This window comes from Kitasatospora sp. NPDC030952 (assembly GCF_055571335.1).
Map to the genome: position 1 here is coordinate 159,163 of NZ_JBVIFM010000011.1, position 25,224 is coordinate 184,386.

Genomic DNA, 25,224 nt, shown 5'->3' on the forward strand with positions numbered 1-25,224 from the left:
CTCAAGCCCCCCCCTTTTTTGTCTCCTCTCCCCCCCGGAAGCCGGAAGGGCCCCCCTTCCTGGGCCCGGCCACCCTGGGGGGGGGCTCGCCTTTGTTGCCGGGCGCCTGCGGTGCTGTGGCCCTCGCTCCGGTGGGAGCGGGCCGTTCACCGGCCCCGAGACCGCGTCGTGCGCGGCTGAGTCCGCTGCCGTGCCCCCGAGTAGGACGGCTGCGGTGACGGCAGGGAGTTCGGCCCCGCCGACAGCGGGGCTGGACCGCCTCCGGTCGGGGTCAGCTTTCGGCGAGGATGTGGGACAGCTCCCGGTCGAGGTCGAAGTGACGGTGTTCGGTGCCGGGGGGCACCGCGGCGTCCGTCCGCTTGAGGAACGACTCAAGCGCCCGGGCCGGGGCCTCCAGCAGGGCTTCTCCTTCCGGAGAGCTCAGTGCGATGCAGACCACCCCTTGCCCGTGGCTGCGGGACGGCCACACCCGGACGTCGCCGGTACCGGTGGGTCGGTGCAGCCCCTCCGCGAGGAGATCTCGGGCGAACACCCACTCCACGGTCTCGTCGGCGCCCGTGTGGAACGTGGCGTGCACGGCGTAGGGGTCGGCGGTGTCGTAGCGCAGGCCCGCGGGGACGGGCAGTGAGGACTCGCTGGACACGATGAGGCGCAGGTGCAGCTCGCAGCTGACCGTGGTGTTCATAAGCGCCATGGCCTTTCGCTCAGTGTGCGCTCGGGGATTCGCACGTCGGCGAACGGACCATCCCACCCCCAAGACCGATGTAAACCCCTCTGTCCCGATTCGGGCGCGAGTCGTACCCCTTACGGCGCATTGCGGAATCGGCACGGAGTACCCGCCCGGGGCATTACCGGCGGTTCTTCTCGGGCGGTTTCCGGGTGACGTGTACGGGGTCATGCGGCCGGCTCGCGGGAAGGGGTCGGGTGGGCCGGGAACAGGGGAGCGGGTGGTGCGGCCGGGCCCGACGAGTCGTGCGCGCGGACGGGGCCGGTGGAGCGGTGGGGCCGGGGCTGGACCGTACGGACGAGCCCCTGGGGCCCTGGGGCCGGGGGAGGGGCGGGTGGGTGGGCAGGGTGTTCGGAGCACCCTCCGGGATGCGGTAATGTTTTCCCTGCACCCGGGCGATTAGCTCAGCGGGAGAGCACTTCGTTCACACCGAAGGGGTCACTGGTTCGATCCCAGTATCGCCCACCGGAATGCATTGTGATATGTGAGGCCCAGTCGATTATCGGCTGGGCCTCACATGTATTTCCGGAATCCATCCGGGGTAACGGCGGCAAATCCGTCTGAGGCCCAGTCATCTTCCGTCCGGAGCGGGAGATCTGTGGATGTGTCGGCCGTACTCCGGAAGACCGAGTTGTACGACTGCCCCCGAATGGTGCTACAGTTCTTCTCGTTGCCCGGGCGATTAGCTCAGCGGGAGAGCACTTCGTTCACACCGAAGGGGTCACTGGTTCGATCCCAGTATCGCCCACCCGGACAGCACGCAGGCCCTGACCAGGAAACCGGTCAGGGCCTGCGGCGCGTTCGGGGTCGGCTACGCGGCGGCCTCGCAACCGTGCTCGGGCTCCAGTCGTCGGCCGCAGACGCACCGGGCCGGGCGCAGCGGCCAGGAGAGGTCCACCCGCTCCGGCGTCCCCGAGCGGTCGAACCAGGCCTGCAGGCCCCGCGCCTGCGCCGCGTGCCAGACCGCCTGCCGCAGGTGCAGCTCCGCCGCCGTCAGCCCGCCGAGCGCCGCCGGGTAGCGGGCACCTATTCGCCGGATCAGGGACAGCGCCGCCGTCGCGTCCGCCGCCGCGTCGTGCGCCCCGGCGAGGTCCACGCCGTAGTGGGCGCACAGGTCGGTCAGCGTCCGGCGGCCCTTGCGGTAGCGGTCCACGTGCTTGTCCAGCACCCGAGGATCCAGTACCACCAGCCCGGCGCCGTCCAGCCCGGAGCTCAGCGCCAGTCCGTGATGGCGGCGCAACTCCCGGTCCAGCAGCGTCAGATCGTAGGGCGCGTTCATCACCACCACGGGCCGGCCGGCCCGCGCCTGGGCCGCCAGGGCGCGGGTGACCTCCGCCACCACCGTGCGGGCCGGGCGGCCGTGCGTCCGGACCTGCTCGTCGGTGATGCCGTGCACGGCGCGGGCGCCGTCCGGGATCGGCACGCCCGGATCGGCGAGCCAGGTGGTGGTCTGAGCCGGTGTGCCCGGGGCGAGTTGGACGACCAGGGCGGCGGAGACGATCCGGTCGGACTCCACGTCCACGCCGGTGGTCTCGGTGTCGAAGGAGGCGAGTGGGCCGGTGTACCAGTGCTGCTGCATGACTGCCCCTCAGGCGTGCGTTCCGCGCCCTGGTGATACCCGGTTCTGACGCCCGCTCAACCCGTTTGGCCCAGTCCCGACCGGGGATCCTGCCCAAGGGCGCTCCGTCCGAATCCGGACGGGCCCGGAGCCGGGGGAGGCCACGGGGCGATGGCACTGACACAGCCGCAGCCCGATGGGGCGGCGGCCGCACTCAGGGGGAACCTCGCGGTCACCGCCTGCATGGAGACGCTGCAGGTCGGCTATCTGCACGCGGTCGCGGCCGCGGCCGGCTGCTCGCTCTCCCAGCCGTTCCCGGACAACGGCATCGACTGGCAGGTCAGCCACGGCTCCCGGGCGCACGAGGTGGACGACGAGGTCACCATCAAGATCCAGCTCAAGGCGACCCAGCAGATCGCACCCGATCCGGCCGGGCCGTTCTTCAGCTTCACCCTGGACAACGACCACCTGCGCAAGCTCGCCCGCGCCCGGGTCGCCGTCCCGCGCATCCTGGTCGTGATGCTGCTGCCGCGCCGGGTCGACCAGTGGCTCCTGGCCCGCCCGGACGCCCTCGAACTGCGGCACTGCTGCTACTGGGTCAACCTGGCCGGCCACCCCGTCACCGGGCAGCGGCGCACCAACGTCCGGGTGCCCATCGACAAGGTCTTCGACGACCGCGCGCTCTGCGACATCATGGCCCGGGTCGGCGCGGGCGAGAGCCCGTGACCGCCCGGCCCCGGCAGCGAGGAAGCACGCCCATGACCCTGCCGCACGGACCGCAGGACCCGGCCCGGGCCCTGCCCGACCCGGCCACCGTCGACCCCGCGGTGCTCGCCACCCTGCTCGCCCGGCACGGCTGGGTCCGGCGCGGCGGCCCCACCGCCCGGTACGGCCGCTGGACCCCGCCGGACGGCGAACCCGGCACCAGTCTCCTCATCCCCACCGCGGACGGCTTCGACGACGCCGTCGAACTCCTCACCGACGCCGTCACCGCGCTCTCCCGCTCCCGCACCCCCTCCGCCCGGTCGATCCTGCTCGCCCTCGCCGTCCCCGGCGACGAGCTGTGCTGGCGCCGCGAACTGCCCGGCCCCGCCGAGGCCGCCCCCTGGGACGACGCCGAGCGGCTCCAGCGGGCGGCACGCGCGATGCTCGCCGCGGGGGCCAAGGCCGGCCGGACCACCGCCGCCTACTTCGGCGCCCGGCTGGACGGCCTGGCCGGGGACTACCTGGACCGCGTCATGGTCGTCGAGCAGGGGGCCGTCGAACAGGGCGCCGCCCTCACCGCCTACACCCCCGCCCCCGAGGGCCGGAGCGCCGTCACCACCCTGGTCCGCGCGCTGGAGGCGCTGCGCGACGCGGTCGACTACCGCCGGGTCAGCGGCGGGCCCGAGGCCCTGGAGAACGCCGTCCGCTCCGGGGTCAGCCGGGAACTCGTCCAGTCCGTCGAGGACCTGGTGCGCGGCGCGACCGCCGCCCGGCTCACCGTCGCCTGGTCGCCGGCCGCCGGGACCCCGGGCGGCTTCGGCGACCGCCGGATCGAGCTCGACTTCTCGCCCGGTGACCTCCCCGCCCTGGCCGAGGCCGCCGACCTGCTGGAACGGCTCGAACCCGCCGTCGACGTCACCGTGGTCGGAGTGGTGGTCCGGCTCAAGCGAGCCGACCCGGCCGGACCGGGCGCGGTGCGGCTGCGGGTGCTCGGCGGCGCCGACGTCCGCGAACTCAAGGTGCGCCTGGCCGACCCCGACTACCGGCTCGCCGTCGAGGCCCACCTCTCCGGCGTCCCGGTCCGGGTCTCCGGCCGGCTGGAGCGGCGCGACGGCTTCCGCCGACTGACCCGGGCCCACGGCCTGGAGCTGTGCGGCTGGGCGGACGGCGACCGCGAGCGGCTGCTCAAGGGGCTGCAGGACGGGGGCGAGCGGGCGTAGCGGACGCAGGTGAGCGGCGCGGGTGGCGCTCTCGGTACCATCGTCACGCGCAGCGCAGTGTTGCGTCCTCTGAATCCAGCACGTCAGGAGAGACCGGTGACGGACGTCCGGGTAATCATCAGCCGCGAACCCGATCGGGAAGAGCGCGTGGTGACGACGGGCACTACGGCCGCCGAGCTCTTCGCCGACGACCGCTCGATCATCGCCGCCCGGGTCGGCGGCCAGCTCAAGGACCTCGCCTACGCCGTTCAGGACGGCGACGAGGTCGAGCCGGTCGCGATCGACAGCAAGGACGGCCTGGACATCCTGCGCCACTCCACCGCGCACGTCATGGCCCAGGCCGTGCAGCAGCTCTACCCCGAGGCCAAGCTCGGCATCGGGCCGCCGGTCAAGGACGGCTTCTACTACGACTTCGACGTCGAGAAGCCCTTCCACCCCGATGACCTCAAGGCCATCGAGAAGAAGATGCAGGAGATCATCAAGCGCGGGCAGAAGTTCTCCCGCCGCGTGGTCACCGACGAGTCCGCCCGCGAGGAACTGGCCGCCGAGCCGTACAAGCTCGAGCTGATCGGCCTCAAGGGCTCCGCCGCCACCGCCGGCGAGGGCGCCGACGTCGAGGTCGGCGCCGGCGAACTCACCATCTACGACAACCTGGACGCCAAGAGCGGCGAGCAGTGCTGGGGCGACCTCTGCCGCGGCCCGCACCTGCCCAGCACCCGGCACATCCCGGCGTTCAAGCTGATGCGCAACGCGGCCGCCTACTGGCGCGGCAGCGAGAAGAACCCGATGCTGCAGCGCATCTACGGCACCGCCTGGCCGACCAAGGACGAGCTCAAGGCCCACCTCGACTTCCTCGTCGAGGCCGAGAAGCGCGACCACCGCAAGCTCGGCAACGAGCTCGACCTCTTCTCCATCCCCGAGGAGATCGGCTCCGGCCTCGCCGTCTTCCACCCCAAGGGCGGCATCATCCGCCGCGCGATGGAGGACTACTCGCGCAAGCGGCACGAGGAAGAGGGCTACGAGTTCGTCTACACCCCGCACGCCACCAAGGGGAAGCTCTTCGAGAAGAGCGGCCACCTCGACTGGTACGCGGACGGTATGTACCCGCCCATGCAGCTCGACGAGGGCGTGGACTACTACCTCAAGCCGATGAACTGCCCGATGCACAACCTGATCTTCGACGCGCGCGGCCGCTCGTACCGTGAACTGCCGCTGCGCCTCTTCGAGTTCGGGACGGTGTACCGCTACGAGAAGTCCGGCGTGGTGCACGGCCTGACCCGTGCCCGCGGCTTCACGCAGGACGACGCCCACATCTACTGCACCCGCGAGCAGATGGCGGAGGAGCTCGACTCCACGCTGACCTTCGTGCTCAACCTGCTTCGTGACTACGGTCTGACCGACTTCTACCTGGAGCTGTCGACCAAGGACCCGGTCAAGTACGTCGGCAGCGACGAGACCTGGGAGGAGGCCACCCGCGTCCTGGCGAGCGTGGCCGAGAAGCAGGGCCTGCCGCTGGTGCCGGACCCGGGTGGCGCGGCCTTCTACGGTCCGAAGATCTCGGTGCAGGCGAAGGACGCCATCGGCCGTACCTGGCAGATGTCGACCATCCAGCTCGACTTCAACCTGCCCGAGCGCTTCGACCTGGAGTACACCGCGGCGGACGGCTCGCGTCAGCGGCCGGTCATGATCCACCGCGCGCTGTTCGGCTCGATCGAGCGGTTCTTCGCGGTGCTGCTGGAGCACTACGCCGGCGCCATGCCGCCGTGGCTGGCCCCGGTCACCGTGACCGGCATCCCGATCACCGACGAGCACGTGCCGTACCTGCTGGAGGTCGCGGCCGAGCTCAAGAAGCACGGGATCCGGGTCGACGTGGACACCTCGGACGACCGGATGCAGAAGAAGATCAGGAACGCGCAGAAGACCAAGGTCCCGTTCATGCTGATCGCCGGCAACGACGACGTCGAGGCGGGTGCGGTGTCGTTCCGCTACCGCAACGGCGAGCAGAAGAACGGCGTTCCGGTCGCGGACGCCGTCCAGGAGATCGTCGACGCGGTGAAGAACCGCATCCAGGTGTGACGCCGTAGGCGGACCAGCACGCGCGGGGCAGGCTCTTGATGAGTCTGCCCCGCGCGGCTTTGCAAGCACCGTCGGGCGAATATGCTGATCAGCATGACGACTGAGCCGGAACTGCAGCGGGGTGTCGGTGAGCCGGACGGCTTCCGCCGCCTGTGGACCCCCCATCGGATGGCGTACATCCAGGGTGAGAACAAGCCCACCGGCCCGGCTCCGGACGACGGTTGTCCGTTCTGCTCGATCCCGTCGCTGAGCGACGAGGAGGGGCTGATCATCGCCCGGGGGAGCGCCGTGTTCGCGGTGCTGAACCTGTACCCGTACAACGGCGGGCACCTGATGGTGGTCCCGTACCGGCACGTGGCCGACTACACCGACCTCGACGAGGCGGAGACGGTCGAGCTGGCCGACTTCACCAAGCGGGCGATGACCGCGCTGCGCGCGGCCTCGGGGGCGCACGGGTTCAACATCGGGATGAACCAGGGCACGGCGGCCGGGGCCGGGATCGCGGCGCACCTGCACCAGCACGTGGTACCGCGCTGGGGCGGCGACACCAACTTCATGCCGGTGGTCGGCCACACCAAGGTGCTGCCGCAGCTGCTGGCGGACACCCGCAAGATGCTGGCCGAGGTCTGGCCGCAGGGCTGAGCGGCCCGGGCGTACGCGAAAGGGGCCTGCCCACCGACGAGTTCGGTGGCCAGGCCCCTTTCGCGTACGTTCCGGTCAGCCGGCGTTGAACTCGTCGACCTTGTACGGGCGGCTGCCCTGCGCCTCGGACTTGATGATCGAGGTGCGGGTCTTGAAGAAGCGGTCGGCGTCGAGGTCGTGCTCCTGGAGGAACTCCAGGGTGGCGGCGTGGACCGCGCTGAGCACCGGCACGGAGGCGTTCATCGCGTTGTCGACCATGGAGCGGTTGTTCCAGGCGGTGCCGACCCAGGAGTGCCGCAGTCCGAAGGGCTCGGGCAGGCCGAGGCCGCCGCCGAGCCAGCCGAGCAGGCCGGGCATCTTGTGGAAGGGGGCGCGGACGGCCTGGCGGACCACCTCGTCGTTGTCGATCAGGGGGAGCGTGACGGTGCGCTCCTCCCAGAACTTCACCGACTTGGGGATCTTCTTCTCCTTGTCCTTGGGCTTGTCGAAGAAGACGCCCTTGACCGGGCCGAGCGCGTAGCCGGCCACCGCGATGCTCAGCACGTTGGCGAGCAGGGTCACCGTGACGGTGAAGGTGATGACCAGCTTGCCGTCGTGGGTGATGAACTGGGTGGCCAGGTAGTGCCGGGGGCCGCCGGGGAAGGTCTGCTTGTCGGCGAGGCTCTGCACGGCGAAGTCGCGCATCCGTTCGCCGTCCATGTCGGCGCCGCCGGGGCGGCTGATCTCGTCGGCGCCCTCGCTGATGTCGAAGACCGCCCACTGCTTGATGGCGACATTGGGGATGCCGCTGTTGGCGACGTGGCTGACGCCGAGGCCCTTGAGGTGGGCGGAGATCCGGCGGACCAGGTCCCAGGGGTGGAAGGCGCGGAAGTCGGCGTGGCCCTCGGCGGGGTGGAGGGTGTCGGCCAGGCGCCACTCGCCCCAGCGGCGGCCGGCGCCGAGGATGCCCTTCGGGCCGGCGTAGTGGTGGACGTTGGTCTCCTGCTCGGCGTCCAGCCGGCCGAGCCGGTCGCGCAGTTCGTTGGCCTTCTTGTCCAGGTCGTCGCGGGGGACGGCCTTGGCGACGCTGGCGGCGACGGTGCTGCCCTCGACCAGGTCCTGCCAGCGGGTGCGGAGGTCCTTGGCGGAGCGCTCGACGATCCGGCGGGCGAGGTACCAGCCGAGGACCGGGGCGAGCATGGTGATCCGCAGGTAGATGCCCAGGACACCCGCCGCCGGGGGGCGCAGCAGCAGGAAGCCGGCCAGGACGGCGGCCGCGATGAGGGCGAGGGCGCCGAAGGTGTCGGCGCCGCGGGCGTTGTCGCGCTTGAGCCAGGCGCGCAGTTGGAAGGTGCCGAGCCAGACCAGGGTGCCGGGGAGGAAGAGCAGGCCGGTGACGACGGTGACGGTGCTGAGCTGCCGGTCGCGGGCGTGCCGCAATTCCTCGGCGGCCAGGCAGTGTTCGACGACCTGGCGGGTGTCGACGCCGAAGGACGGGACGAGGGGTTTGCGGTCGCCGCCGAGGGCACGGGAGATCAGCGCCTTGCTGAAGGCCTCGCCGAGGTTGGGGCGGAAGAGCGCGAAGCGGCCCTTCTTCGCCGTGACGTCGGTGACGTCCGTGACGAACTTGTCGATCTCGCCGTCGCGGTAGGCGGCCGAGGAGAGTGCCTGGGTGACGGCGGTCTGCGGGCCGGCGTCGGTCCGGGGTATCTGCGCACCCGGGGTCATGTCGAGTGTGGCCACGGTGGCGTCTGCTCCTCCCCTTGTCAGCGGCAGGTTACCGTGCCGTGGCACCCCTGCGCGGATGATCGTCTGAAGTACCGTCACGAACCGGTGCGTTCCGGCCGCACCAGGGCTTGAGAGGCATGATGCCCAGCTTCGGCGGGGTCGATGCCCGCGCGGGACGACGGTGTCAGGTGGGGCAGGATGGAGGGTGACGTCGATGAAGGGGGTTGTCGTGAAGGATCCGGTGCTGGTCTTCGACGGGGACTGCGCGTTCTGTTCGTCCTGTGTGCGCTGGGGCGAGAGGTTCCTGCGGCAGACCCTGGCCTCGGGTGGCTGGGAGGCGGTGCCGTTCCAGTTCGCGGACCTGCCGGCGCTGGACGCGGTGGCGGGCGGCCTGGGTGAGGTGTCGGCGGAGCGGGCCGAGCGCGAGGTGCTGTGGGTGACCCCGGCGGGCCGGGTGTACGGGGGCGCGCAGGCGGTGGCGCGGCTGTTGCTGCGCACCGGGGGCGCGTGGGCGTACCTGGGCGCGGTGTTGACCTTGGCGCCGGTGCGGCCGGTGGCGGCGGTGGTGTACCGCTGGGTGTCGCGCAACCGGCACCGGATGCCGGGGGGCACGGCGGCGTGTGCGCTGCCGAACCGGAAGCCCGCCCCGTCGGTGTAGCGGCCGACCGCTGTAGCGGGCGGTCAGTCGGTGTAGCGCTCGGCCAGGGCGGTGGGCATCGGTTCGTGGCGCAGGTAGGCGCGGGAGAACTCGGCGGTGCCGTGGGTGAGCGAGCGCAGGTCGACCGGGTAGCGGACGAGTTCGAGTTCGGGGACCTCGGCGCGCAGCAGGGTCAGGCCCTGGCCGCCGATCTCGGTGCCGAGGACGCGGCCGCGGCGGGCGGAGAGGTCGCCGAGGACGGCGCCGAGGTAGTCGTCGGGCAGCAGGACGCTGACGGCGGCGACCGGTTCGAGGAGCCGGATGACGGCGTGCTCGGCGGCGTCGCGCAGGGCGAGCGCGGCGGCGTTCTGGAAGGCGGCGTCGGAGGAGTCGACGGAGTGCGCCTTGCCGTCGGTGAGGGTGACCCGGACGTCGACGAGCGGGAAGCCGGTGGCGACGCCCTTGGCGAGCTGGGCGCGCACGCCCTTCTCCACGGAGGGGATGAAGTGCTTGGGGACGGCGCCGCCGACGACGTGCTCCTGGAACTCGAAACCGGAGCCGGCCGGGAGGGGTTCGACCTCGAGATCGCAGATGGCGTACTGGCCGTGGCCGCCGGACTGCTTGACGAGGCGCCCGTGGCCGGCGGCGGCGCTGCCGAAGGTCTCGCGCAGGGCGACCTTGGGTTCGACGGTGTCGACGTGGACGCCGTGGCGGGTGCGCAGCCGTTCGAGGACGACCTCGGCGTGGGCCTCGCCGGTGCACCAGAGGACGAGCTGGTGGGTGTCCGGGTTCTGTTCGGGCCGTAGCGCCGGGTCCTCGGCGGTGAGCCGGGTGAGGGCCTGGGAGAGCTTGTCGTCGTCGGCCTTGCTGTGGGCTTCGACGGCGATCGGCAGCAGGGGCTCGGGCAGGGTCCAGCCGTCGAGTTCGACGGGGTGGCCGGGGTCGTGGACGGTGTCGCCGGCCCGGGCGGTGGTGAGTTTGGCGGCGCAGACGAGGTCGCCGGCGACGGCGTGCGGGACGGGTCGCTGGAGCTTGCCGAAGGGGCTGGTGAGGCCGGTGACGCGTTCGTCGCCGTTCTGGTCGGCGGAGTGGGCGGGGCCCACCAGGTGGATCCGGCTGTCGGGGCGCAGGGTGCCGGCGTACAGGCGCAGCAGGCTGATCCGGCCGACGTAGGCGTCGCCGGTGACGCGGACGACCTGGGCGGCGAGCGGGGCGTCGGGGTCGCAGTCGGGGGCGGGGCGGGTGCGCTCGGTGGGGTTCGGGAAGGTGTGGGCGATCAGGTCGAGGAGTTCGGCGGCGCCGAGGCCGTTGTCGCTGGTGGGGACGGCGGGGTGGAGGGCGCAGGCGAGGACTTCGCGGCGCAGGCCGGCTTCGAGGGCGTCGGTGTCGAGGGGGTCGCCGGAGAGGTAGCGCTCCATGAGGGTGTCGTCCTGGCCGGAGATGGCCTCGACGAGGCTGTCGTGGGCGGGGCCGGTGTCGGGCAGCGGGGCGGCCTCGCCGTAGGTGTCGCCGGTGAGGAGGTCGACGCTGCCGTCGGGGTGCCCGTCGTGGAGGACGGGCAGGAAGAGCGGGCGCAGGGTGTCCGGGCCGAGCTCGAAGGCGTCGTGGCAGCTGGTGAGGATGTCGTCGAAGCCGGTGCGGGCGAGGTCGAGCTTGGCGACCGCGATGGCGCGCGGGATGCCCTCGGCGGCGCACTCGCGCCAGAGCGCGCGGGTGGGGGCGGTGACCGGGTCGGTGGCGGAGACGACGAAGACGGCGGCGTCGGCGGCGTGCAGGGCGGCGCGCAGGTCGGCGGCGAAGTCGGGGTGGCCGGGCGGGTCGATCAGGTTGATCTTGACGCCCTTCCACTCGAGCGGAAGCAGCGAGAGCTGGACGGAGCGCTGCTGCTGGTGCTCGATGGACTCGTGGTCGGAGACGGTGGTGCCGTCCGTGACGCGTCCGGCGCGGCCGGTGGCGCCGGCGGCGAGGGCCAGGGATTCGGCGAGGGTGGTCTTGCCCACACCGCTGGAGCCGACGAGGACGACGTTGCGCAGGTCCTGCGGGCCGGTGACGGCGGGTGCCTGGCCGGCTCGGCCGGTGCTGCGGTCGGGCATCGGGGTCTCCTCCCGTGGCGCCGAGGCTGTCCTTGGCAGTCTAGGCGTGCTGCGCGGATCAGGCTGGGCGAGGCTGCGGCGTTGGGGTGCGTGCATCGCAAGGCGGAGGAGGGAGGCGATGCGGAGCATCGGGCGACCGACGACAACGCGGCGAGGTGCGTGCCCCGGCGCCGCGGGCCCCAGGACGATCCGCGCAGCACGCCTGTGGTCGGGGCGGGCGGGGCGCGTGTCGGTGACCGTACGTGTGGGGGCCGTTGCCGGGGTGCCCCTGCGGCGGTGCGTGCGACGGAGGGTGTCCCGGGCGTGGCTACGATGGGTGCGCCGGGCGTGCTCATTCGTCCGGCCGTCTGCCGCGCGTGCTGCGCCAGGCGGGTACCCGGGAGAATCGGAGCGGCTGGGAAGGCCATGCTCAACAAATACGCGCGTGCCTTCTTCACACGTGTTCTGACCCCGTTCGCCGCGTTCCTGATCCGGCTGGGCGTGAGCCCGGACGCCGTGACGCTGATCGGTACCGCCGGTTCGGTGGCCGGTGCGCTGGTGTTCTTCCCGCGTGGGGAGTTCTTCTGGGGCACCATCACGATCACGCTGTTCATCTTCTCGGACCTGGTGGACGGGAACATGGCCCGGCAGCTGGGCCGGACCAGCAAGTGGGGGGCCTTCCTGGACTCCACGCTGGACCGGGTCGCGGACGCGGCGATCTTCGGCGGCCTGGCGATGTGGTACGCGGGCAAGGGCGACAACAACCTGCTGTGCGCGGTCGCGATCTTCTGCCTGGCCAGCGGTCTGGTGGTGTCGTACACCAAGGCGCGGGCGGAGAGCCAGGGCCTGCCGTGCGACGTGTCCGGGCTGGTGGAGCGGGCCGAGCGGCTGGTGATCAGCCTGGTCGCGGCCGGGGTGGCCGGCCTGCACACGTTCGGGGTGCCGTACGTGGAGTGGCTGCTGCCGGTGGCGCTGTGGCTGGTGGCGGCGGGCAGCCTGGTGACGGTGTTCCAGCGGATGCTGACCGTGCGCCGCGAGGCGTTCGAGGCCGACCGAGCGGCGGCCGGGAGCTGATGGGGGGCGTCCTGCGGTGAAGGACCGACTGGTGTACTGGGCCTATGCGCTGGGGTGGGCGGTGCTGAAGCACCTGCCGGAGCCGGTGGCGCGGTGGCTGTTCGACCGGCTGGCGGACTACGCCTGGCGGCGTCGCGGTCCGCGGGTGCGGCAGTTGGAGGCGAACCTGCGCCGGGTCCGCCCGGGGCTGCACGAGGCGGCGCTGCGGCGGCTGTCGCGGGCCGGGATGCGCTCGTACCTGCGGTACTGGATGGAGTCCTTCCGGCTGCCGGTGTGGAGCCGGGAGAGGGTCCTGCGGGACGTCCGGATCGACGGCGTCGAGCATCTGAAGGAGTCGCTGGAGTCCGGGCGGGGCGTGGTGGTGGCGCTGCCGCACATGGGGAACTGGGACCTGGCGGGCACCTGGATAGCGCACCTGGGCCACCCGTTCACCACGGTCGCCGAGCGGCTGAAGCCGGAGCGGCTGTTCGACCGGTTCGTCGAGTTCCGGGAGGGCCAGGGCATGGAGGTCCTGGCGCTGACCGGTGGCGGGGTGAACGTGATCGGCACGCTGGCGCGGCGGCTGCGCGCGGGCAAGCTGGTCTGCCTGGTGGGGGACCGGGACCTCTCGGAGGCGGGCATCGAGGTGTCCTTCTTCGGCGAGGCGACCCGGATGCCGGCCGGGCCGGCGGCGCTGTGCCAGCGCACCGGGGCGGCGCTACTGCCGGCGACGCTCTGGTACGACGGCCCGGTGCTGCGCGGGACCATCCACCCGGAGGTGCCGGTGCCTGAGGAGGGCGACCGCAAGACGCGGACGCTGGCGATGACCCAGGCCATCGCGGACGTGTGGGAGCGCGGGATCAGCGAGCACCCGCAGGACTGGCACATGCTGCAGAAGTTCTGGCCGGCCGACCTGCCGTCGCGTGAGACGGTGGGGGGCGGGCGCCCCGGGGCGGCGCCGGAGCCGGCGGCCGAGCCCGCCGAGGCCTCCGGGGCCTGAGCCCAGCCCGTAGCACCGCACGACCTTCCGAAGGAGCTTGAGGAACCCGTGAAGATCGGCATCGTCTGCCCGTACGACTGGGACGTCCCCGGCGGGGTGCAGTTCCACATCCGGGACCTCGCCGAGCACCTGATCGGCCTGGGGCACGAGGTGTCGGTGCTGGCGCCGGCCGAGGACGACGAGGCGCTGCCGCCGTACGTGGTCTCGGCCGGGCGGGCGGTGGCGGTGCCGTACAACGGGTCGGTGGCGCGGCTGAGCTTCGGCATCCTGTCGGCGGCCCGGGTGCGGCGGTGGCTGCGCGAGGGGCGCTTCGACATCCTGCACGTGCACGAGCCGACCTCGCCGAGCCTGTCGATACTGGCCGCGTGGTCGGCCACCGGGCCGATGGTGGGCACCTTCCACACCTCGAACCCGCGCTCGCGGGCGATGATCGCGGCCTCGCCGATCCTCCAGCCGGGGCTGGAGAAGATGCGGGCCCGGATCGCGGTGTCGGAGTACGCCCGGCGGACCCTGGTGGAGCACCTGGGCGGGGACGCGGTGGTGATCCCGAACGGCGTGGACGTCGGGTTCTTCGCGGACGCCGAGCCGGACGAGCGCTGGACCGGCGGCGCGGCGGCGGGGGAGCCGGGCACGATCGGCTTCATCGGCCGGATCAACGAGCCGCGCAAGGGCCTGCCGACGCTGCTGGCGGCGATGCCGAGGATCCTGGCCGAGCGGCCAGGGGTGCGGCTGCTGGTCGCGGGCAAGGGCGACGAGGAGGAGGCCGTGGCGGGCTTGGCGCCCGAGGTCCGCGAGCGGGTGGAGTTCCTCGGCATGGTCTCGGACCGGGAGAAGGCCCGGCTGCTGCGCAGCGTGGACCTGTACGTGGCGCCGAACACCGGCGGCGAGAGCTTCGGGATCATCCTGGTCGAGGCGATGTCGGCGGGCGCCCCGGTGCTGGCCAGCGACCTGGACGCGTTCAAGCAGGTGCTGGACGGCGGGGACGCCGGCGAGCTGTTCCCGGTGGAGGACGCGGACGCGCTGGCCCGTACCGCGCTGCGGCTGCTGGGGGATCCGGGGCGGCTGGAGGAGCTGCGCAAGGCGGCCTCCCGGCACGTGCGGCGGTTCGACTGGTCGACGGTCGGGGCGGACATCCTGGCGGTGTACGAGACGGTGACGGCCGGGGCGGCGGCGGTGGTCGAGGAGGACGAGCGCAGCGCTCCGAGCCGGTGGACGCGCCGCTGACGACAGCGAGGAGCGACCGGCTAGGCCCTGTCCGGCAGGATCCGCCGGACAGGGCCTGAGCGCCGGGGGCTTCCGCGGGGCCGGGTGTCGGTGGGGTTAGGGTCGGGCCGACCGCACCACCGAGACCCATGGGGGAACGATGCCGCAGATCTCCGTCGACTACTCGTCCAGCCTGGCCGGGACCTTCGACCGCCGGGCGCTGGGCCTGGCGATCAACCGGCTGGCGGAGGAGACGATCGACGCGAAGCCGGAGTCCTGCAAGACGGTGTTCCGGCAGAGCGAGGAACTGGTGGTCGGCACCACCGGGGTGGTGGGCGACGCCCAGGTGTACGTCGAGTTCCAGGTGTTCCCGGGCCGTACGCCGGAGGCGAAGGCGGCGCTGAGCGAGGGCGTGGTGGCGCTGCTGGCGCAGCACGTCCGGCCGCTGCCGGGGACCAGGCTGTTCACCGCGGTGAACATCGCGGACATCGACCGGGGCAGCTACCGCAACGGGACCGTGCGGGGCTGACACCGGGCAGGGCGGCCGGTGACACCCGGTAACGTAGCGGCCCGTGACTACCTGGATCTGGGCCGGCGTGGCCGTGGTGCTGTTCGGCATGTACCTGAGTTGGACGGCCGGCCGCTTGGACCGGCTGCACGCCCGGATCGACGCCGCGCGGGCGGCGCTGGACGCGCAACTGGTCCGCCGGGCCTCGGTGGCGATGGAGCTGGCGACGTCCTCGCTACTGGATCCGGCCACTTCACTACTGCTTCTGGACGCGGCGCACGCGGCCCGGCAGGCCGAGGACGAGCAGCGCGAGGTGGCGGAGAGCCAGCTGAGCCTGGCGCTGCGGGCGGTGTTCGAGGAGTCGGAGCAGGTGGCCGCGCTGGTGGCCGAGCCGGGGGGCGAGGAGGCGGTTCGTGATCTGACGGCCGCCGTGCGCCGGGTGCCGATGGCCCGTCGGTTCCACAACGACGCGGTGCGGGCGGCCCGGGCGGTGCGGGAGCACCGGCTGGTGCGGTACTTCCGGTTGGCGGGCAAGGCGCCGTTCCCGATGGCCTTCGAGATGGACGATGCTCCGCCGCCCGCTCTTACGCCGGAGGGAGCGCCTGCTTAGGCTGTCCCCGGATACGGCCCGAATGTCGCATCCCGTCGTCCGGGCTGGACTTGGTGGCGCATGGTTGGCCCACCCGTTCCGCCTACCATAGGGCGATAGCACTGGTTCATCTTCGAGTGAGGTCTCACGTGTCCACCACCCCCACCACCGCAGACCAGCCGCAGATCGGTACCGCCCGGGTCAAGCGCGGCATGGCCGAGCAGCTCAAGGGCGGTGTGATCATGGACGTGGTCAACGCCGAGCAGGCCAAGATCGCCGAGGACGCCGGCGCGGTGGCCGTCATGGCCCTGGAGCGGGTTCCGGCCGACATCCGCAAGGATGGCGGCGTGGCCCGCATGTCCGACCCGAACATGATCGAGGAGATCATCGAGGCGGTCTCCATCCCGGTGATGGCCAAGTCCCGGATCGGCCACTTCGTCGAGGCCCAGGTGCTGCAGTCGCTGGGTGTCGACTACATCGACGAGTCCGAGGTGCTGACCCCGGCCGACGAGGTCAACCACTCGGACAAGTTCGCCTTCACCACCCCCTTCGTCTGCGGCGCCACCAACCTGGGCGAGGCCCTGCGCCGCATCGCCGAGGGCGCGGCCATGATCCGCTCGAAGGGTGAGGCCGGCACCGGCAACGTCGTCGAGGCCGTCCGCCACCTGCGCCAGATCAAGAACGAGATCGCCAAGCTGCGCGGCTTCGACAACAACGAGCTGTACGCCGCCGCCAAGGAGCTGCGCGCCCCGTACGAGCTGGTCAAGGAGGTCGCCGAGCTCGGCAAGCTGCCGGTCGTGCTGTTCTCCGCCGGTGGCGTGGCCACCCCGGCCGACGCCGCGCTGATGCGCCAGCTGGGCGCCGAGGGCGTCTTCGTCGGCTCCGGCATCTTCAAGTCGGGCGACCCGGCCAAGCGCGCCGCCGCCATCGTGAAGGCCACCACCTTCTTCGACGACCCGAAGATCATCGCGGACGCCTCCCGCAACCTGGGCGAGGCCATGGTCGGCATCAACTGCGACACCCTGCCGGAGACCGAGCGCTACGCCAACCGCGGCTGGTAGCCACCCCTCTCCGAGCCGGCCCGCCGCAGCGCTTCGGTGTGCGGCGGGCCGTGCCGCGTCCTTCCGTAGGTAACGATCGATTGAGGTTGAAGACCGTGAGCACTCCAGTCATCGGTGTCCTCGCCCTGCAGGGCGACGTCCGCGAGCACCTGGTGGCGCTGGCCGAGGCCGACGCGCTCGCCCGTCCGGTGCGTCGTGCCGAGGAGCTGGCCGAGGTCGACGCGCTGGTGATCCCCGGCGGGGAGTCCACCACCATGTCCAAGCTGGCGCTGCTGTTCGGCGTGATGGAGCCGGTGCGCGAGCGGGTCGCCGCCGGCATGCCGGTGTACGGCACCTGCGCGGGCATGATCATGCTGGCCGACAAGATCCTCGACGGCCGGGAGGACCAGGAGGCCGTCGGCGGCATCGACATGACGGTGCGCCGCAACGCCTTCGGCCGCCAGAACGAGTCCTTCGAGTCCGGCATCGCCTTCAAGGGCCTGGACGACGCCCCGGTGCACGGCGTGTTCATCCGCGCCCCCTGGGTCGAGGCGGTCGGCACGGGCGTCGAGGTGCTGGCCGAGCTGCCCGGCGCGGACGGCCCGGAGAGCCGGATCGTGGCCGTGCGCCAGGGCAACCTGCTGGCCACCTCGTTCCACCCGGAGCTCACCGGCGACCACCGGGTGCACGCCTACTTCGTGAAGATGGTCGAGGAGCACCTCGCCACCCGGTAGGCCCCGGCGTAGCCGTGTGCGCCCCACCGGTGACGACACCGGTAAGATCTCATCTGTTCATTTCCAAATGGCGACGTAAAGGAGCTGGCGATGTCCGGCCACTCTAAGTGGGCTACCACCAAGCACAAGAAGGCCGTGATCGACGCCAAGCGCGGCAAGCTCTTCGCCAAGATGATCAAGAACATCGAGGTGGCGGCGCGGACCGGCGGGCCCGACCCGGCGGGCAACCCGACCCTCTACGACGCCATCCAGAAGGCGAAGAAGAGCTCGGTCCCGATCGACAACATCAACCGCGCCGTCAAGCGCGGTGGCGGTCTGGAGGCCGGCGGCGCCGACTACCAGACCATCATGTACGAGGGCTACGGCCCGAACGGTGTCGCCGTCCTGATCGAGTGCCTCACCGACAACCGCAACCGCGCGGCCTCCGACGTGCGCGTCGCGATGACCCGCAACGGCGGCTCGATGGCCGACCCGGGCTCGGTGTCGTACCTGTTCAACCGCAAGGGCGTCGTGGTCGTCCCCAAGGCTGACGGCGTGGACGAGGACAAGCTGTTCGAGGTCGTCCTCGACCAGGAGCCCGAGGAGATCAACGACCTCGGCGACTCCTTCGAGATCGTCTCCGAGGCCTCCAAGATGGTCGCCGTGCGCACCGCGCTGGTGGACGCCGGCGTCGACTACGACTCGGCCGAGGCCAACTTCCTCCCGAGCATGCAGGTCGAGCTGGACGTCGACGGCGCCCGCAAGATCCTCAAGCTGATCGACGCGCTGGAGGACAGCGACGACGTGCAGAACGTCTTCGCCAACTTCGACATCTCCGACGAGGTCGGTGCGCAGCTCGACGCCGAGTAACGGTCCCCGGTGATCGTTCTCACTGCCCGGCCCGGTGGTCCCAGGACCGCCGGGCCGGTGTCGTCGGCGGGATTGTCGGACCCGGGCGGTAGCCTTCGCAGGTCCTCGCCGTAAGTGGCGGGGCACCGGGGCGAGTGACGGTGGCGGGTCGCAGAGAGGCGGGGCGTGACGTGCGGGTGCTGGGTGTGGACCCGGGGCTGACCAGGTGCGGGGTCGGCGTGGTCGAGGGTGCGCCGGGCCGGCCGCTGCGGATGGCGGGGGTGGGCGTGGTGCGCACACCGGCCGACGCCGAGATCGGGCAGCGGCTGCTGCTGGTCGAGCAGGGCCTGGAGGCCTGGCTGGACGAGCACCGGCCCGACCTGGTCGCGGTCGAGCGGGTCTTCGCCCAGCACAACGTCCGTACCGTGATGGGCACCGCCCAGGCGAGCGCGGTCGCGATGCTCTGCGCCACCCGGCGCGGCATCCCGGTCACCCTGCACACGCCCAGTGAGGTCAAGGCCGCCGTCACCGGCTCCGGCCGGGCGGACAAGGCGCAGGTCACGGCCATGGTGCAGCGCCTGCTGCGGCTGGACGCCCCGCCCAAGCCGGCCGACGCCGCCGACGCGCTGGCACTGGCGATCTGCCACATCTGGCGCGGCGGGACGACCAACCGGTTGCAGGCCGCGGCGCAGGCCGCCCAGGCCGCCCGCTCCACGGCCCCGAGGGGCTCCTTCTCCGTGAAAGGCAGTAGTCGGTGATCGCCTTCGTGCAAGGGCCGGTGGCGGCCATCGCCTCCGGTGTCGCGGTGGTCGAGGTCGGCGGGGTCGGCATGGCCGTCCAGTGCACCCCGAACACCCTGGCCGGCCTGCGGTTGGGCGAGCCGGCCCGGCTGGCGACCTCGCTGGTGGTCCGGGAGGACTCGCTGACCCTGTTCGGCTTCGCGGACGACGACGAGCGGTCGGTGTTCGAGATCCTCCAGGCCGCGCCGGGCGTCGGCCCCAAGCTGGCCCAGGCGATCCTCGGCGTGCACAGCCCCGACGCGCTGCGCGCCGCGGTGGCGGGCGGGGACGAGAAGGCGCTGGTCGCGGTGCCGGGCATCGGCAAGGCGAAGGCGGCCAAGCTGCTGCTGGAGTACAAGGACAAGCTGGGCGCCCCGCACGGCGCGGTGCCCGCGCAGAAGCCGATCGCGAGCGGCCCGGCGCCGTGGAGCGAGCAGCTGCACTCGGCGCTGACCGGCCTCGGCTACGCCCCGCGCGAGGCGGACGAGGCGGTCGCGGCCGTCACCCCGGAGGCGGAGGCGCAGCAGACCACGGACGTCGGCGCGCTGCTGCGGCTCGCCCTGCGCGGCCTCAACCGGGCCCGCTGAACCCACCTGACGACCTGTCTGTTTGTCGACATCATCGATATCGTCGACGCCGTCGACGCCGCCGACAGTGCCGACAGCGCAGACACCCTCGACAGCATCGACACCATCGACACCGGAGACTCTGGAGCCCGCGAGGATGTACGACTCGGAACCCGCCGACCGGCTGGTCACGGCCGCCGCCGACGGCGAGGACCAGGCGGTCGAGGCCGCGCTGCGCCCCAAGCTCCTGGACGAGTTCATCGGCCAGGAGCGGGTGCGCGAGCAGTTGTCCCTGGTGCTCCAGGCGGCCCGCAAGCGCGGCAGCGCGCCGGACCACGTGCTGCTGAGCGGCCCGCCCGGGCTGGGCAAGACCACCCTGTCCATGATCATCGCCGCCGAGCTGGGCGCCCCGATCCGGATCACCTCCGGCCCGGCCATCCAGCACGCGGGGGACCTCGCGGCGATCCTCTCCTCGCTCACCGAGGGCGAGGTGCTCTTCCTCGACGAGATCCACCGGATGTCCCGGCCGGCCGAGGAGATGCTCTACATGGCGATGGAGGACTTCCGGGTCGACGTGATCGTCGGCAAGGGCCCGGGGGCCACCGCCATCCCGCTGGAGCTGCCGCCCTTCACCCTGGTCGGCGCCACCACCCGGGCCGGGCTGCTGCCGCCGCCGTTGCGCGACCGCTTCGGCTTCACCGGGCACATGGAGTTCTACGCCCCGGCCGAGCTGCAGAAGGTGGTGCACCGCTCGGCCGCGCTGCTGGACGTGGAGATAGACCCGGCCGGCGCGGCCGAGATCGCGGGGCGCTCGCGGGGCACCCCGCGCATCGCCAACCGGCTGCTGCGCCGGGTCCGCGACTACGCGCAGGTCAGGCACGACGGGGTGGTCACCGTCGGGATCGCCGCCCAGGCGCTGGACGTCTACGAGGTGGACGCCCGCGGTCTGGACCGGCTGGACCGTGCGGTGCTGGACGCGCTGCTGCGGCTGTTCGGCGGCGGCCCGGTCGGTTTGTCGACACTGGCGGTCGCGGTGGGGGAGGAGTCCGAGACGGTCGAGGAGGTGGCCGAGCCGTTCCTGGTCCGGGAGGGCCTGCTGGCCCGCACCCCGCGCGGGCGGATCGCCACCGCCGCCGCCTGGCAGCACCTCGGGATGACCCCACCGGTCCAGACCACCCGTGGCAGTGTGCCGCCCCAGCCGGAGCTGTTCCGGCCGGACGCGGGTTGACCGCTCTCGGCCGAACGGGTGAGAGGCGGCGGCCGTTCCCGACCCCTCCCGGCGCTGTGCCCCTTGGAGGAGGCGGGGGAGAAGTCCGGGGAATCCGTGCAGGCGGAGGGTCGCCACTTTCGGCGGCAGGATGCGATGCTTGGCGTTGTCCGATCAGTTCGGGGTCGCCTAGACTCCGCCGGACCGCCCCTCTCACCTGACGGGCCGACCCATACCACACAGGCCGCCGGCCGGCGGCCCGTAAAGGACCCTGGCTGCAGTGAACCTCATCATCCTTCTCCTCCCGATCATCGCGATCGTGCTCATGTTCCGGTCGCAGAAGAAGCGCCAGGCGCAGACGCAGCAGATGCAGTCCGCGCTGGAGCCCGGGGCGGGGGTGCGCACCATCGGCGGCCTGTACGCCCAGGTGAAGGCGGTCAACGACGAGACCGTTGAGCTGGAGATCGCGCCCGGCGTGATCACCCACTTCACGAAGAGCGCCATCGCGGCCGTCCTGGACCCCCAGGAGTACGACGCGATCATCAACGGTCGCCCCGCCGACGACGAGCTGTCCGAGCCGGAGGCCGAGGACGCCGACGCCGCGCCGGTCGAGGACAAGCCGCTGACGCTGACCAAGGACAGCGCCGAGAAGGGCGATGTCGAGGGCGGGGCTCCCGCGAGCAAGTAGTACGGCTGGGTAACCCGCCCGGCCGCGCGGCACATTGCCGCGAGCCCACAGGACCTCAGGGCCGCACACCCGCCATGCCCCCGTCCCGCCACGAGCCGGACGGGGGTCCGGTCGGGAAAGTGGCATGGACAGGGAGAAACGAGCAAGGTGGCAACACCCAAGTCGCGCCCGCGCGACGGCTACCCAGGGCGGGCGCTGGCCCTCATCCTGGTCGTCACCGTCGGACTGGTCGCCCTCATGTTCGGGACGGGCAGTACCAAGCCCCGGCTCGGTATCGACCTCGCCGGCGGCACCAGCATCACGCTGACCGCGAAGTCGAAGGACCCCAAGGCGATCAACAAGTCCAGCATGGACATCGCCGTCGGGATCATCGAGCGCCGCGTCAACGGAATGGGTGTCTCCGAGGCGGAGGTCCAGACCCAGGGCTCGGACACGATCATCGTGAACATCCCCAAGGGCGGCGACAAGCAGAACGCGGCGGACCAGGTCGGTACCACCGCCAAGCTGTTCTTCCGTCCGGTCCTGGCCGTGGCGCCCAGCGGTGTGACCCCGCCCGCGCCCACCGGCTCCCCGTCCGCGGGCGCCTCGGGCACCCCGAACGCCGCCCCGTCGGGCAGTGCCACCGCCTCCGCCGGTGCGAGCTCCTCCGCGAGCCACGCGCCCACCGCCTCCGCCAGTGCGAGCGCCACCAAGCAGGGCCGCTCCGTCGGTGAGGCGCTGGCCGCCGAGGGCTCCAGCCCGAGCCCCGCCGCCACCGGCGTCACCGGCAGCCCGTCCGCCACCGGCTCGGCCGCCCCGTCCGCCTCCGGCGCGCCGAGTGCCCAGCCCACCCAGCCGAGCGCCGCCGACCTGACCGCGGCGATGACCCAGGGCACCGTCCCGCCGGAGCTGCAGGCCGCGTTCGCCGACCTCGACTGCACCAAGCCGGAGGCCCGCGCGGCCCAGACCGGTGCCGAGGACAAGGCGATGGTCGCCTGCTCGCAGAAGCCCGCGAAGGGCGGCTACTACGAGAAGCTGGCCCTCGGCCCCGTCGCGGTGAAGGGCTCGGACGTCTCCAAGGCCCAGCCCAGCCTCGACACCCAGACCGGTGCCGGCTGGCAGGTCCAGCTGCAGTTCAACGGCACCGGCACCGACGCCTTCACCAAGGTCACCACCCAGCTGGCCGCCCAGACCCCGCCGACCAACCAGTTCGCCATCGTGCTGGACAACGAGGTCGTCTCGCACCCGCAGGTCAACGGTGCGATCGCGGGCGGTAGCGCGGTCATCACCGGCCAGTTCACCCAGCCCGAGGCGCAGGACCTCTCCAACGTGCTGAGCTACGGCGCGCTGCCGCTGGAGTTCCAGAAGGGCGACATCACCACCGTCTCCCCGGCGCTGGGCAGCGACCAGCTGAAGGCCGGCCTGGTCGCCGGCGCGATCGGCATGCTGCTGGTGGTCGCCTACTCGCTGATCTACTACCGCGGCCTCGGCCTGGTCTCGATCGCCGGTCTGATCGTCTCGGCGATCCTGACCTACTCGCTGATGAGCCTGCTCGGCAACGCGATCGGCTTCGCGCTGAACCTGCCGGCGGTCTGCGGTGCGATCGTCGCGATCGGTATCACCGCCGACTCCTTCATCGTGTACTTCGAGCGCATCCGCGACGAGGTCCGCGAGGGCGCCCCGCTGCGCCCGGCGGTCCAGCGGGCCTGGCCGCGGGCCCGGCGCACCATCCTGGTCTCGGACTTCGTGTCCTTCCTTTGTGCCGCGGTGCTCTACGTGGTCTCGGTCGGCAAGGTCCAGGGCTTCGCGTTCACCCTGGGTCTGACCACCGCGCTGGACGTCGTGGTGATCTTCCTCTTCACCAAGCCGATGATCACGCTGCTGGCCCGCCGGAAGTTCTTCTCCGACGGCCACCCGTGGTCCGGTGTGGACCCGAAGCGGCTGGGCGCCCGCCCGCCGCTGCGCAGCAGCCGTCGTCGCAACCCCTCCTCTGCCGCCGTGAAGGAGGCCTGACACCGTGTCGCGCTTCTCCAATCTGGGCCACCGGCTCTACCAGGGCGAGGTCAGCTTCGACTTCGTCGGGCGCCGCAAGCTCTGGTACTCCATCTCCGGCGTGATCGTGCTGGTCGCGGCGATCGGTCTGGCCATGGGCCTGCACCTGGGCATCGAGTTCAAGGGCGGCTCGGTCTACACCGTGACCAAGCCGGGCCTGACGGTCTCGCAGGCGCAGGACACCGCCGACGGGATCGTCTCCTCGCACCCGCTGGTGCAGTCGACGGACAACAACAAGATCCGCATCCAGGTCAGCACCGACGAGCAGAAGAGCTCGGACGAGATCCGCGCGCAGCTCTCGCAGAAGCTCGGCGTGCCGCTGGACACCGTCGAGGCCCAGGTGATCGGCCCCAGCTGGGGCAAGCAGATCTCCAACAAGGCGCTCACCGGCCTGGTCGTCTTCATGGTCCTGGTGACGGTCTACCTGGCGATCGCCTTCGAGTGGCGGATGGCACTGGCCGCCCTGGTCGCGCTGATCCACGACCTCCTGATCACCATCGGCGTCTACGCCCTGGTGGGCTTCGAGGTCACCCCCGGTACGGTGATCGGCTTCCTGACGATCCTCGGGTACTCGCTCTACGACACGGTCGTCGTCTTCGACACCGTGAAGGAGAACGCCAAGGGGCTCACCAAGCAGAACAAGCTCACCTACAGCGAGGCGGCCAACGCGGGCCTCAACCAGACCCTGGTGCGCTCGCTCAACACCACCGTGGTGGCGCTGCTGCCGGTCGCCGCGCTGCTGTTCATCGGTGGCGGCCTGCTGGGCGCCGGCACCCTGAACGACATCTCGCTCGCGCTGTTCATCGGCCTCGCGGCCGGTGCCTACTCCTCGATCTGCGTCGCCACCCCGCTGCTGGCGCAGCTCAAGGAGGAGCAGCCGGAGATGAAGGCGCTGCGCAAGCGCGTCCTGCAGCACCGGGCCGCGGCCGCCAAGGCGGAGGCCTCGGGCGAGGCGGCGACGGACGAGGCCGTGGAGGACGACCAGCCTGCGGGTATGGTCGGTCAGCGCGGCCGCGCGGCCGGCACCCCGCGTGCCAAGGGCCGTCCGTCCACCAAGCGCTGACCCGAACCCGACCCTGAGGACAGAACCGTGACCACCGCCGACACCGCACTGGCCGAGCTGCTGAACAGCCGGATCCGGGACGTCCCGGACTACCCGAAGCCGGGTGTGCTGTTCAAGGACATCGCGCCGCTGCTCGCCGACGCCGAGGCCTTCGGCGCCCTCACCAGGGCGCTGGCCGACCGGGCGCACGCGCTCGGGGCGACCAAGGTGGTGGGCCTGGAGGCGCGCGGCTTCGTGCTGGCGGCTCCGGCGGCCGTCGCGGCCGGACTCGGCTTCGTGCCGATCCGCAAGCAGGGCAAGCTGCCCGGCGAGGTGTTCCGGCGCTCGTACGAGCTGGAGTACGGCTCGGCGACGCTGGAGGTGCAGTGCGACGCCTTCGCGCCCGGGGAGCGGGTCCTGGTGGTGGACGACGTGCTGGCCACCGGTGGCACCATCGGGGCCTCGCTGGACCTGGTGAAGGAGGCCGGCGCCGAGCTGGCGGGCGTCGTGGTGCTGATGGAGCTGGGCTTCCTGGACGGCCGCGAGCGGCTGGCCGGGCACCTGGGCGACGCTCCGCTGGAGACGCTGGTCACGGTCTGAAGCGCATGACGG

Annotated in this window: 24 protein-coding genes and 2 tRNA genes; 22 read left to right on the top strand and 4 right to left on the bottom strand. The window is 71.9% G+C overall.

Features of this window, described 5'->3' with window-relative positions; translation table 11 throughout:
* Positions 1-271: 271 nt before the first annotated feature.
* Positions 272-685: an SsgA family sporulation/cell division regulator gene (locus ACZ47G_RS20810; RefSeq protein ID WP_030056266.1), complete on the bottom strand. Its 414-nt coding sequence runs from the start codon at positions 683-685 to the stop codon at positions 272-274.
* Between the two features lie 435 nt (positions 686-1,120).
* Here ACZ47G_RS20810 and ACZ47G_RS20815 point away from each other — a divergent pair.
* Both ACZ47G_RS20815 and ACZ47G_RS20820 read left to right on the top strand, forming a co-directional pair.
* Positions 1,121-1,192: transfer RNA gene (locus tag ACZ47G_RS20815), tRNA-Val, on the top strand.
* Between the two features lie 211 nt (positions 1,193-1,403).
* Positions 1,404-1,475 (top strand) — tRNA-Val (locus tag ACZ47G_RS20820).
* Between the two features lie 63 nt (positions 1,476-1,538).
* On the opposite strand, the gene ACZ47G_RS20825 is transcribed toward ACZ47G_RS20820, so the two are convergent.
* Positions 1,539-2,306 carry an exonuclease domain-containing protein gene (locus ACZ47G_RS20825; protein ID WP_465744660.1) on the bottom strand — a complete coding sequence of 256 codons (768 nt, stop codon included), beginning with the start codon at positions 2,304-2,306 and terminating at the stop codon, positions 1,539-1,541.
* 150 nt (positions 2,307-2,456) lie between these two features.
* Here ACZ47G_RS20825 and ACZ47G_RS20830 point away from each other — a divergent pair, with 150 nt between their 5' ends.
* From ACZ47G_RS20830 to ACZ47G_RS20845, 4 genes are all read left to right on the top strand, one after another.
* Positions 2,457-3,011, top strand: coding sequence for a DUF4365 domain-containing protein (locus tag ACZ47G_RS20830; protein ID WP_465744662.1), 555 nt, complete (start codon positions 2,457-2,459; stop codon positions 3,009-3,011).
* Positions 3,012-3,043: 32 nt separating this feature from the next.
* Positions 3,044-4,210 carry a hypothetical protein gene (locus tag ACZ47G_RS20835; protein ID WP_465744664.1) on the top strand — a complete coding sequence of 389 codons (1,167 nt, stop codon included), beginning with the start codon at positions 3,044-3,046 and terminating at the stop codon, positions 4,208-4,210.
* A 96-nt stretch (positions 4,211-4,306) separates the two neighbouring features.
* Positions 4,307-6,286 (top strand): threonine--tRNA ligase, encoded by a 1,980-nt coding sequence (gene thrS, locus ACZ47G_RS20840; RefSeq protein WP_465744666.1) that lies wholly within the window; start codon positions 4,307-4,309, stop codon positions 6,284-6,286.
* Positions 6,287-6,367: 81 nt separating this feature from the next.
* Positions 6,368-6,928 carry an HIT family protein gene (locus tag ACZ47G_RS20845; RefSeq protein WP_188302446.1) on the top strand — a complete coding sequence of 187 codons (561 nt, stop codon included), beginning with the start codon at positions 6,368-6,370 and terminating at the stop codon, positions 6,926-6,928.
* A gap of 75 nt (positions 6,929-7,003) precedes the next feature.
* Here the strand turns inward: ACZ47G_RS20845 and ACZ47G_RS20850 are convergent, their stop codons facing one another.
* Positions 7,004-8,650 (bottom strand): hypothetical protein, encoded by a 1,647-nt coding sequence (locus tag ACZ47G_RS20850; protein ID WP_465744668.1) that lies wholly within the window; start codon positions 8,648-8,650, stop codon positions 7,004-7,006.
* A gap of 199 nt (positions 8,651-8,849) precedes the next feature.
* On the opposite strand from ACZ47G_RS20850, the gene ACZ47G_RS20855 reads away from it, so the two are divergent.
* The gene (locus ACZ47G_RS20855) at positions 8,850-9,293 is read left to right on the top strand and encodes a thiol-disulfide oxidoreductase DCC family protein (RefSeq protein WP_465744670.1); all 444 of its coding nucleotides are present in this window, start codon (positions 8,850-8,852) and stop codon (positions 9,291-9,293) included.
* A gap of 23 nt (positions 9,294-9,316) precedes the next feature.
* Here ACZ47G_RS20855 and ACZ47G_RS20860 read toward each other — a convergent pair whose 3' ends face one another.
* Positions 9,317-11,365 (bottom strand): elongation factor G-like protein EF-G2, encoded by a 2,049-nt coding sequence (locus ACZ47G_RS20860; protein ID WP_465744671.1) that lies wholly within the window; start codon positions 11,363-11,365, stop codon positions 9,317-9,319.
* A gap of 405 nt (positions 11,366-11,770) precedes the next feature.
* On the opposite strand from ACZ47G_RS20860, the gene pgsA reads away from it, so the two are divergent.
* The 15 genes from pgsA to ACZ47G_RS20935 all read left to right on the top strand — a co-directional run bounded on the left by pgsA (position 11,771) and on the right by ACZ47G_RS20935 (position 25,212).
* Positions 11,771-12,418 (top strand): phosphatidylinositol phosphate synthase, encoded by a 648-nt coding sequence (pgsA, locus tag ACZ47G_RS20865; RefSeq protein WP_380462568.1) that lies wholly within the window; start codon positions 11,771-11,773, stop codon positions 12,416-12,418.
* Positions 12,419-12,434: 16 nt separating this feature from the next.
* Positions 12,435-13,397, top strand: coding sequence for a phosphatidylinositol mannoside acyltransferase (locus ACZ47G_RS20870; RefSeq protein ID WP_465744674.1), 963 nt, complete (start codon positions 12,435-12,437; stop codon positions 13,395-13,397).
* 48 nt (positions 13,398-13,445) lie between these two features.
* The gene (locus ACZ47G_RS20875; protein ID WP_465744676.1) at positions 13,446-14,621 is read left to right on the top strand and encodes a glycosyltransferase family 4 protein; all 1,176 of its coding nucleotides are present in this window, start codon (positions 13,446-13,448) and stop codon (positions 14,619-14,621) included.
* A 139-nt stretch (positions 14,622-14,760) separates the two neighbouring features.
* Positions 14,761-15,129, top strand: coding sequence for a 5-carboxymethyl-2-hydroxymuconate Delta-isomerase (locus tag ACZ47G_RS20880; protein WP_465744678.1), 369 nt, complete (start codon positions 14,761-14,763; stop codon positions 15,127-15,129).
* Positions 15,130-15,217: 88 nt separating this feature from the next.
* Positions 15,218-15,718, top strand: a complete 501-nt coding sequence (locus ACZ47G_RS20885; RefSeq protein ID WP_465744838.1) for a hypothetical protein — start codon at positions 15,218-15,220, stop codon at positions 15,716-15,718.
* A gap of 128 nt (positions 15,719-15,846) precedes the next feature.
* On the top strand, positions 15,847-16,758 hold the full coding sequence (gene pdxS, locus ACZ47G_RS20890; RefSeq protein ID WP_380462564.1) for a pyridoxal 5'-phosphate synthase lyase subunit PdxS: 912 nt from the start codon (positions 15,847-15,849) through the stop codon (positions 16,756-16,758).
* A 95-nt stretch (positions 16,759-16,853) separates the two neighbouring features.
* Positions 16,854-17,471 carry a pyridoxal 5'-phosphate synthase glutaminase subunit PdxT gene (gene pdxT, locus ACZ47G_RS20895; RefSeq protein WP_380462563.1) on the top strand — a complete coding sequence of 206 codons (618 nt, stop codon included), beginning with the start codon at positions 16,854-16,856 and terminating at the stop codon, positions 17,469-17,471.
* Positions 17,472-17,561: 90 nt separating this feature from the next.
* Complete coding sequence (locus ACZ47G_RS20900; protein WP_380462562.1) at positions 17,562-18,320, top strand: YebC/PmpR family DNA-binding transcriptional regulator; 759 nt, start codon at positions 17,562-17,564, stop codon at positions 18,318-18,320.
* A gap of 170 nt (positions 18,321-18,490) precedes the next feature.
* Positions 18,491-19,057, top strand: a complete 567-nt coding sequence (gene ruvC, locus ACZ47G_RS20905) for a crossover junction endodeoxyribonuclease RuvC (protein WP_465744681.1) — start codon at positions 18,491-18,493, stop codon at positions 19,055-19,057.
* Positions 19,054-19,665 (top strand): Holliday junction branch migration protein RuvA, encoded by a 612-nt coding sequence (gene ruvA / locus ACZ47G_RS20910; protein WP_465744683.1) that lies wholly within the window; start codon positions 19,054-19,056, stop codon positions 19,663-19,665. Before ruvC ends, ruvA begins: the two co-directional genes overlap by 4 nt.
* A gap of 136 nt (positions 19,666-19,801) precedes the next feature.
* Positions 19,802-20,872 carry a Holliday junction branch migration DNA helicase RuvB gene (gene ruvB / locus ACZ47G_RS20915; RefSeq protein WP_465744685.1) on the top strand — a complete coding sequence of 357 codons (1,071 nt, stop codon included), beginning with the start codon at positions 19,802-19,804 and terminating at the stop codon, positions 20,870-20,872.
* A gap of 259 nt (positions 20,873-21,131) precedes the next feature.
* Entirely contained in the window at positions 21,132-21,539 is a 408-nt protein-coding gene (gene yajC / locus ACZ47G_RS20920) for a preprotein translocase subunit YajC (protein WP_380462558.1), read from the top strand.
* A gap of 147 nt (positions 21,540-21,686) precedes the next feature.
* A complete protein-coding gene (gene secD / locus ACZ47G_RS20925; protein ID WP_465744688.1) occupies positions 21,687-23,531 on the top strand; it encodes a protein translocase subunit SecD in 1,845 nt (614 codons plus the stop codon).
* A gap of 4 nt (positions 23,532-23,535) precedes the next feature.
* Positions 23,536-24,633, top strand: coding sequence for a protein translocase subunit SecF (secF, locus tag ACZ47G_RS20930; protein WP_465744689.1), 1,098 nt, complete (start codon positions 23,536-23,538; stop codon positions 24,631-24,633).
* A 27-nt stretch (positions 24,634-24,660) separates the two neighbouring features.
* Entirely contained in the window at positions 24,661-25,212 is a 552-nt protein-coding gene (locus tag ACZ47G_RS20935; RefSeq protein ID WP_465744691.1) for an adenine phosphoribosyltransferase, read from the top strand.
* Positions 25,213-25,224 lie beyond the last annotated feature (12 nt).

Bases quoted from the DNA above. Each gene is read 5' to 3' on its own strand.
- ACZ47G_RS20880 (WP_465744678.1), top strand. From the start codon at position 14,761: ATGCCGCAGATCTCCGTCGACTACTCGTCCAGCCTGGCCGGGACCTTC.
- pgsA (WP_380462568.1), top strand. From the start codon at position 11,771: ATGCTCAACAAATACGCGCGTGCCTTCTTCACACGTGTTCTGACCCCG.
- ruvB (WP_465744685.1), top strand. From the start codon at position 19,802: ATGTACGACTCGGAACCCGCCGACCGGCTGGTCACGGCCGCCGCCGAC.
- ACZ47G_RS20830 (WP_465744662.1), top strand. From the start codon at position 2,457: ATGGCACTGACACAGCCGCAGCCCGATGGGGCGGCGGCCGCACTCAGG.
- ACZ47G_RS20810 (WP_030056266.1), bottom strand. From the start codon at position 685: ATGAACACCACGGTCAGCTGCGAGCTGCACCTGCGCCTCATCGTGTCC.
- ACZ47G_RS20845 (WP_188302446.1), top strand. From the start codon at position 6,368: ATGCTGATCAGCATGACGACTGAGCCGGAACTGCAGCGGGGTGTCGGT.
- ACZ47G_RS20885 (WP_465744838.1), top strand. From the start codon at position 15,218: ATGTACCTGAGTTGGACGGCCGGCCGCTTGGACCGGCTGCACGCCCGG.
- ACZ47G_RS20855 (WP_465744670.1), top strand. From the start codon at position 8,850: ATGAAGGGGGTTGTCGTGAAGGATCCGGTGCTGGTCTTCGACGGGGAC.
- ACZ47G_RS20900 (WP_380462562.1), top strand. From the start codon at position 17,562: ATGTCCGGCCACTCTAAGTGGGCTACCACCAAGCACAAGAAGGCCGTG.
- ACZ47G_RS20835 (WP_465744664.1), top strand. From the start codon at position 3,044: ATGACCCTGCCGCACGGACCGCAGGACCCGGCCCGGGCCCTGCCCGAC.
- ACZ47G_RS20825 (WP_465744660.1), bottom strand. From the start codon at position 2,306: ATGCAGCAGCACTGGTACACCGGCCCACTCGCCTCCTTCGACACCGAG.
- ACZ47G_RS20860 (WP_465744671.1), bottom strand. From the start codon at position 11,365: ATGCCCGACCGCAGCACCGGCCGAGCCGGCCAGGCACCCGCCGTCACC.